Annotated in this window: 5 protein-coding genes; 2 read left to right on the top strand and 3 right to left on the bottom strand. The window is 44.5% G+C overall.

What is annotated here, in order from left to right; genetic code table 11:
- Together H6F50_RS16110 and H6F50_RS16105 are read right to left on the bottom strand one after the other, a co-directional pair.
- The coding region (locus H6F50_RS16110) for a biotin/lipoyl-binding protein (RefSeq protein ID WP_190429473.1) at nt 1–518 on the bottom strand (518 nt) is incomplete at its 3' end.
- A 139-nt stretch (nt 519–657) separates the two neighbouring features.
- Nucleotides 658–864 carry a hypothetical protein gene (locus tag H6F50_RS16105; protein WP_190429472.1) on the bottom strand — a complete coding sequence of 69 codons (207 nt, stop codon included), beginning with the start codon at nt 862–864 and terminating at the stop codon, nt 658–660.
- A 218-nt stretch (nt 865–1,082) separates the two neighbouring features.
- Here H6F50_RS16105 and H6F50_RS16100 point away from each other — a divergent pair, with 218 nt between their 5' ends.
- Complete coding sequence (locus tag H6F50_RS16100) at nt 1,083–3,110, top strand: pre-peptidase C-terminal domain-containing protein (RefSeq protein WP_190429471.1); 2,028 nt, start codon at nt 1,083–1,085, stop codon at nt 3,108–3,110.
- A gap of 356 nt (nt 3,111–3,466) precedes the next feature.
- Nucleotides 3,467–3,829, top strand: a complete 363-nt coding sequence (locus H6F50_RS16095) for a hypothetical protein (RefSeq protein ID WP_190412695.1) — start codon at nt 3,467–3,469, stop codon at nt 3,827–3,829.
- 52 nt (nt 3,830–3,881) lie between these two features.
- Here H6F50_RS16095 and H6F50_RS16090 read toward each other — a convergent pair.
- On the bottom strand, nt 3,882–4,676 hold a 795-nt coding region (locus tag H6F50_RS16090), incomplete at its 5' end, for an SDR family oxidoreductase (RefSeq protein WP_190429470.1).

Below are 4,676 nucleotides of genomic sequence, written 5' to 3'. Positions count from 1 at the left end.
GCGATCGCACCCGCTCTTTTTGCTTCAAAATCTTGTAAGCGAGCGGTTAAAAGCTGATCTTGCAAAGCGGTTCCGGCAGTTGCACCTCCCGTTCGTTCGGCTTCCAGACGCCCTAAATCTTCCCGAATCAGCTGGGTAGATTTGGCGAGGCGGTCAACTTCTGCTTGCGGCAGGTCGGGGTCGCGTTCGATCAGAACGTCGCCTTTTTGAACGCGATCGCCTTCTTTGATTTTTACCGCTTTGATTGTGCCTCCTCCTAGCGATCGCAGGGGTCGCACTTGCGTTGAGGCAATCAGTTCGCCGGGAGCGATCGCGACTTCATCCACTTGGCTGTAGTGTGCCCAAGCGATCGCCCCAAATACCAGTAAGCTAATGCTTGCTGCCAATAACCGCGTGTACAGTGGCGGCAGCTCTTGCACTGCTTTCCCTAATTCATAGGAAAGAGAATCCTCTGGATTCGCGAGCTGCTGTCTTGTTTGACGAGCTTGAGCAGGTGTTGACGCTAAGGGCGATCGCATAAAATTTTGACTCAAATGCTTTGAGCGGGCAGAGAGACACTCTAGCTGTGATTCTATCGACTGAATCCGGCAATGGATTGTCGAAAATTAAGAATTTTGGCGTAAGTTATTGTAATTGTAAGTAAATTTACGCGAAAAACTATTGTCCTTCTCCCCTTAGAGAGATTTTGATCGAGTTATATATAAGATACTTTTTTGAATTGTTGGGTGCATTTAAAACCGTGAATGTGGTGAGCAAGACTTTAGAGACGCTTGGCATCGACATATCGCGGCAAATCCTCAGATATTCAATAATTTCGATTACCTCACCATCGGCAATTGGCGCAACTTCAATTTTTGCATTCATGGCTTGAGAGAAAGTGCTAGTTGTTGCGTTCAGATAATTTAAAAACTACTGTTGAGTCAATTAATATAGCTTTATTTATTGCGCTTGCGATCTTAGCATTCTTAAAAATGTTCTGTCTCTAGCTTTGAGGAATTACCCCGTTGTTGCCCAATTTTGTGAAGACTTAAAATTGGTAATATATCAGTCTTACGATGCTCCATCGTGGAGAAACCAAGCAAATGTTAAATGGATTTAAATTTTCAAATGAGCGCCAGCTTTTAAGTGCAGATTTCGCTAATTCTGCACCGCTAGAGTTTGATTCAAAAATAGCCGGAATCTGGTCAGGATTCAGAGGGCTGGGCGATCTGCTACAGCAAAGAAGTCTATTTAAAAGTAGCGCGATCGCTGCGGCTTCTACTGTCAGTGAGGTCGGCGGTACAATTGACACCACCGACCTGAAAAACCCCATCCGTGGCGGTAGCCTTCGGGATGACTATCTGTTGACTGGCATTAGCGCCGGAGAGCAGGTGGAGGTGAAACTAAACTCCACAGAATTTGACGCTTACCTGCAAGTGGTAAATGCCTCTACTGGAGCGGTTGTTACCTTCAACGATGATTTTGAGGGTCTGAACTCTCAAGTAACTTTTACAGCCGCTCAGGGCATTGATTACATTGTTCGAGCCACGACTTATGAACCAGATGCTACTGGTAACTATACTCTTCGTAGCAATTTGGGAGTCCTCAAACCAGCGTCTCCCATCAGTGGAAACCAAAGCTTTAGCGGCGCGATCGCGAATAGCGACCCAAGCAACCCCATTCGTGAAGGCAGTTTTTACGATGGCTATGTGTTAGGCGATTTAGTTGCCGGTCAGCAGGTGCAGGTGAACCTTGATTCGCCTAGTTTTAATGCCTACCTGCAAGTGGTGAATGCTGGAACCGGAGCAGTTGTTGCAGAAAATAATGATTTCAGCGGTACGAACTCGCAGCTAACTTTCACGGTTGCTGAGGGAATTGATTATATTCTGCAAGCTACAACTTTTGAAAAGGGTGCGACTGGCGGCTACACTCTAACTACTAAAATCGCAAGTATTCCAGACCCTTTAGATGCCGGTAATACTCTAGGAACCGCAAAAGCTCAAACTTTAGCAGTTTTCTCAAACAACCAACAAGTCAATGCTAGCGATCGCGATGACTTTTATAGCTTTAATGTTGCTCAATCTGGCATCTTTACCGCTAATTTATCTGCATTGAGTGGTGATGCCGATGTCCGACTCATTCAAGACAGCAACAACAACAGCATTATCGATCAAGGCGAAGTGTTGGGTTGGCAATGGGAGCGCGGGACTAGCAACGAATCAATCCGTCGTTTCCTGAGTGCTGGTAATTACTTTTTGCAAGTAATGAGCTACAACAACCAAGCTGCTAACTATTCTGTGGCGACTACCTTTACTGCTGCTACCAGCGATCCTCTCAGTTTTTCAATCAAAGTCAATTTTGGTCAAGGCTTGGGTAGTTTGAGTACAGAAGCTCTCAATGCTATTACAGAAGCTGCAAAAGTTTGGGAAAAAATTATTCCCTACAGCACCTTTAGCGATTCCCAAATTCTAACCATTGATGTTACGGGGGATACTTTTGGTGAAGATGAATTTCTTGCTTTTGCAGGGCCAAAAGCCTTAGCCTCCGATGCTTTTGGTAATCAAATGACGATATCAGGAGCTTCAACGATTAACACGAGCTTGGCAAATACATACAACAACAATCCAAGTTTCTTACAAGAAACGATGGTGCATGAATTTGGTCACGTTCTAGGAATTGGAACACTTTGGTCAGATTACGGACGCGATTTCATTAATGTCTCCGATGCGACATATAGTGCTAATACCTATGCAGGGTGGGCTTATGGAGAATTAAAAGGTACATTTTTACAAACTGCTGTTCCCGTTCAAAAAGGCGTGTTTGGTCATTGGGATGAAAATGTCTTTGACAATGAATTAATGTCACCTATTGCTGAAAAAAGCTCTGAGTTATTGAGTCAATTAACGATTGCTTCTTTAAAAGATATTGGGTGGAATGTGAACTATGGGGGAGCGGAATCTTATACTCTACCTGGATTCAATACTCCTTCAAATTCATTAAATGCTAACGCTTCGCTGATGAATTCATCTTTTCCGTTACGCTGTGGCTGTGCCGCTCACTTAGCATCTTCAAGCTTAGCGACACTCGGATCTTCGAGCTTAGCTGAGCATATATTTAGTAAAGTAGCTTAATTCTCATCTTTCAAAATAATGTACAACCCCATAGGAGTTAGAAACCTCTGAGGAGCTTTTGAGTCAAATTTGCTATATTCCGACCTGGGAGGAATTCTTTCGTGGATTTTCTAACCTGCGTGACTTGCATAACGATAGGAACTCATACCAAGTTGCTTTCAGACAGGGTAGGTTGGGGAGCCATACAAAAAGCAGGGTTCCCCCCGTTGAGCGCCGTAGTGTTTGAGGTAACGAAACCCAACAAGCCGTTTGAGTTTGATTTCGCGCTCGTTAAAACTAACCTACGATCTTCTCCTCTACAAAGTTTAAGTAGGGAAAGGCAAATTGGGAGCAATTCTCAAAGAGCGAATATGACGATGACAATCAAGTTACTTCCCTACGAAATTTTAGCGAGAACCGCAATTAGCTATGCTGATATTTCTCTGAGTTTTACCAATCCATCTAAAAAAAATCAGTTGATTGAAATTAGCAAAATAGAAATAGTGCCAGCGAAATCTGAGGAAGTTCTTATGAATGCAACTCCTCAAGAATTGGAACGTCCCGCTAAAGTAGTGCTAAAGCCAGGAGAAAGTAAAGTATTGGAGTATCGCCTCAAATGCAAATCGAAAATTTATCGGCGGGGTGAGAACGCGATCGCTCGCATTCACTATCAGCTAAATGGTCAAAGCCAAACCGTTGCTCAGTCAAAGTCTCAAGCAGTTGCCTTTATGATTCCTTAAAATCACCAGACAAGTCTGAATAACAGTGACATTTGCATCTAGTGGTGCAAAATCAAGTACCCAAGTAACGGCGCAAGAAAGTCTCTAGAGATTCCATCTTCATTCCAAAAATTGACTCCAAATTGTCAACTTCGTGGGGTGTGCAGAAAAATTCATTATCCAGTAACGTCCGGAGAGTTCCCAAAGCTTTAGACGCTTGAGGATTTAACAATCCCAGCGCTCCGCGTACCCCATCAAATACCAATAGTGGTGGGTTAATCACGATCGGTTCTTGGTTGAAGATGCGACTGAAAATACGAGGAATATCTTGGCGCTGGAGGATATCTGGACCTCCCACAGGGAAAATTTGATTCCGGGCACCTTCAACGTTGACGGAGTCTATCGCAATCCTCGCTAAGTCATCGGTACTCACAATCGAAGTCCGGCTTTTGGGATCGCCGATAAGCAGATAAATCCCAGTATCCCGAAATCGTTCTGCTAAGGGTAAAAGGTTAGAGGCAAAACCTGAAGGACGCAGGATAGTGTAATTGAGTCCGCTGGCTTGGAGATACTTTTCTACTTCCCGCTTCGCCTTAAAGGATGGTGCGTCTTCGTACCCGCGATCTGCTCCCAGTACCGAAATGAAAACAAAGTGCTGGACGCCAGCTTCTTTTGCCCGGTCAATGAGTTCAATATTCGCTCGGTAGCCTAACGCTTGAGCATCGCTCTCACCGCCGTGAGCAGCGATGATGTACTGAACGCCTTGGCAAGCTTTTTCGATATCTTTATCGCGCTGCAAATCACCAATAAAGATTTCTGCTCCTCGGTGTTCCAGTTCGCTGTAACGGGATGTCAGGCGGACAAATGC

It is taken from the genome of Coleofasciculus sp. FACHB-712 (genome assembly GCF_014695635.1).
Classification (GTDB): domain Bacteria; phylum Cyanobacteriota; class Cyanobacteriia; order Cyanobacteriales; family FACHB-T130; genus FACHB-T130.
Note: the sequence above shows the minus strand (reverse complement) of the source record. Positions and strands in the feature narration are given on the sequence as shown.

Coding starts and splice junctions, on each gene's coding strand:
- H6F50_RS16105 (WP_190429472.1), bottom strand. CDS start 864: ATGAATGCAAAAATTGAAGTTGCGCCAATTGCCGATGGTGAGGTAATC.
- H6F50_RS16100 (WP_190429471.1), top strand. CDS start 1,083: ATGTTAAATGGATTTAAATTTTCAAATGAGCGCCAGCTTTTAAGTGCA.
- H6F50_RS16095 (WP_190412695.1), top strand. CDS start 3,467: ATGACAATCAAGTTACTTCCCTACGAAATTTTAGCGAGAACCGCAATT.